This window comes from Roseovarius gaetbuli (assembly GCF_900172365.1).
Taxonomy (GTDB): Bacteria; Pseudomonadota; Alphaproteobacteria; order Rhodobacterales; family Rhodobacteraceae; genus Roseovarius; species Roseovarius gaetbuli.
On the sequence record NZ_FWFJ01000103.1, the window covers coordinates 1 to 2,486 of the forward strand.

The 2,486-nt window shown below is 53.3% G+C and carries 3 protein-coding genes and 1 pseudogene; 2 read left to right on the forward strand and 2 right to left on the reverse strand.

Annotated elements, in window-relative coordinates:
- Window positions 1-388: 388 nt before the first annotated feature.
- Together ROG8370_RS19695 and ROG8370_RS19700 are read right to left on the reverse strand one after the other, a co-directional pair.
- Window positions 389-1,018, reverse strand: coding sequence for an NYN domain-containing protein (locus ROG8370_RS19695; protein ID WP_245827554.1), 630 nt, complete (start codon window positions 1,016-1,018; stop codon window positions 389-391).
- 167 nt (window positions 1,019-1,185) lie between these two features.
- Window positions 1,186-1,473, reverse strand: a complete 288-nt coding sequence (locus ROG8370_RS19700; RefSeq protein ID WP_085828813.1) for a DUF6471 domain-containing protein — start codon at window positions 1,471-1,473, stop codon at window positions 1,186-1,188.
- Window positions 1,474-1,568: 95 nt separating this feature from the next.
- Here ROG8370_RS19700 and ROG8370_RS19705 point away from each other — a divergent pair.
- Together ROG8370_RS19705 and tnpB are read left to right on the forward strand one after the other, a co-directional pair.
- Window positions 1,569-1,902, forward strand: a pseudogene (locus ROG8370_RS19705) (transposase); the annotation flags it as partial.
- A gap of 187 nt (window positions 1,903-2,089) precedes the next feature.
- Complete coding sequence (gene tnpB, locus ROG8370_RS19710; protein WP_085828814.1) at window positions 2,090-2,437, forward strand: IS66 family insertion sequence element accessory protein TnpB; 348 nt, start codon at window positions 2,090-2,092, stop codon at window positions 2,435-2,437.
- The last annotated feature ends 49 nt before the right edge of the window (window positions 2,438-2,486 follow it).

Consider the following 2,486-nt stretch of genomic DNA (forward strand, 5'->3'; position numbering starts at 1 on the left):
TCCGCCTGCTTCAGGATCGTCATGATCTGAGCGTCGCTAAATCGTCCGTTCTTCATCGTAAATCTCCTCAGATATCTTGCCGAGAAAATTCTACTTTTGAACACCACTAATTTTGGGGGGGATTACCTGACGGCCCAAATGGTCATAATCGACCTGTCCGGTAATGAGATCACGGCGCGTGCGTAACCCCAACAAGGCCACGACCCGCGTGTCGATCAACAGGCCGGATACATATGAGCGACTTCCGAGAACATGCCAGAAATCATTTGCGAACAGCAGCCGGTACATACATTTGGGCCGGTCGTGTCGGCCTAACGTTCAAAAGGAATGATGTTTGAATCGCCTCTGACAAAAGCTCGGCATTATGGAGAAAGCTCACCAAATAAGGTTATTTAGGGCGATTGTCTGGATGCACCCAGTCAGCAGGTGGCGCATATTCTCTTGGGCGTCTTGCTGCGGGCGGTCCGATTAAGATTTCCGGCATCACGCAGCGCTCAATGTGATGCCGAGTGAGTTTCAACTTTGCGTCCGCGTGCTTCCCAATATGAACGGAAAAGTTGCGTTCTGGCGGGGCAACCGTTGTGAGCTTTTTATCGGGAAACATCTCCGCAAACATCTTCGCAGTAGCTGACTGGTCAGAGTCTTGCGAAATCAGGTATGCGTGATCAACCTCATCCAAAAACGCGTCTTTCAGCATATGTATGGCGACATTAATGTCGCCAGCTTTCTCGGTTGGCTTTTTCCAAGTGCTGTCGCAAGCGCGGCAACTGGCATCCTCGTAGACGTAGTGTCCGACCTGAACATCTACCCCTTTCAATCTCAGGGCCTGTACAAACTGCTTGTGCCGCCATGTCTTGCGCTCATCTGGATAGTAGGCCGTACAATAACAGACCCGAACAAGGTTCTTAGATTGGCTGGGAATTATGATTTCCCCCAGCCTCCAGTAGTCCGACCACTTGAGAAAATTCTCGCCGAGATCATCGATGGCATGGTACAGATTGAAACCGTCTATATACAAAGCTGCTCTAATTTTTTTAACTCCACTATTGATTTATCGCTCAAGCGTGAGTAGATTTTTCTCATCAACGCGATGCGGTACGCCGCTAGCAAGCCCTCGGCTCCGGCTGGGGGTTCTTCGTTTTAAGAATACATTATTTATAATTCAATGAGTTACAAGCCTGCACTTCATTTATCAATGGGGCGCAATTCTATGTCGAGCGCTGCCATGCACTGCAACAGAAACGCAGAACTGAACCCGCCACGGCTTATCTTGTTCGCCACACCGCCGGAACTCATATCAACGCCTATGGCCTTAAGGCGCTCTGTAAGCTGGTCTACGGTCACGCCTTGGGCCTTCATGGCCTCGCGCACCATGTCCTTTGCTTTGTCCTCGTACTCCGCGTTTACAGGGCTTGCCTTGCGGGCAACGGGTTTCGGCGGCGCTGGTCGTTGCGCCTGATCAATCGTATTCACGCGGTACCTTCTCTAATAACCGAATATGGTGAATATAGGGGTTGACGTGGATTCTGTCTACTGCCATATATGGCTAACCAAATAAGGTTAGTATCGTGTCGCAACACTTCCTCCTCTCCCCAGCCGCCAAGACACTTTCACTTGTGAAGGTCATGCGTATGTCTGAGGAAGAAGCCCGCACAGCGTTTCGCCAAATCCGCTGGACCGAAACCGAAGGGGAGCCAATCTGCCCTGAGTGTGGCTGTGTTGATCACTACGACCTCAAAACCCGTCAGGTATATAAGTGCAAGGGCTGTGCAAAGCAGTTCAGCATCACCTCAGGCACAATCTTTGCCAGCCGCAAGTTGCAGGTTCGCGATATTCTGGCGGCAATCGCCATCTTCATAAATGGCGCGAAGGGCTACAGCGCGTTGCAGTTGTCACGCGAGACGCCATGCTTTCTGCCTGTGGAGATTGTTGAGCGACCTGTGACCGAAGAACCTGGCCCCGCGCGTGCAGCCAATGCCGCATCCGCCCACAGCGCAATTGAGATCGACATCGCGGGTGGCCATCAACTGAGGATTGTTGGTGGCTACGATCCTGAAGCATTGGCCCGGCTGATCCGAGGCCTGTCTGCATGATCCCTGTCCCGGCGAACACGCGTGTCTGGCTGGCCGCCGGTGTGACCGACATGCGGCGCGGGTTCACAACGCTGGCGGCCCAGGCGGAACAGACACTGAAGCAAGATCCGTTCACGGGGCATCTGTTTGTCTTTCGTGGTCGGCGCGGTGATCTGATCAAGATCATCTGGTGGGATGGTCAGGGCGCATGCCTGTTCAGCAAACGCCTGGAGAAAGGTCGGTTCGTGTGGCCATCGGCGAAAGAGGGCAAGATTGCCCTGACCGCTGCGCAGTTGGCGATGCTGCTCGAAGGGATTGATTGGCGTTTGCCGCAGCGCAGTTGGACACCGCTCAAGGCGGGATAAATGCGCGTGTGGGATTCCCCTCGCGCCGTCGTTTTGCTATGGTTTGACC

Coding starts and splice junctions, on each gene's coding strand:
- tnpB (WP_085828814.1), top strand. CDS start 2,090: ATGATCCCTGTCCCGGCGAACACGCGTGTCTGGCTGGCCGCCGGTGTG.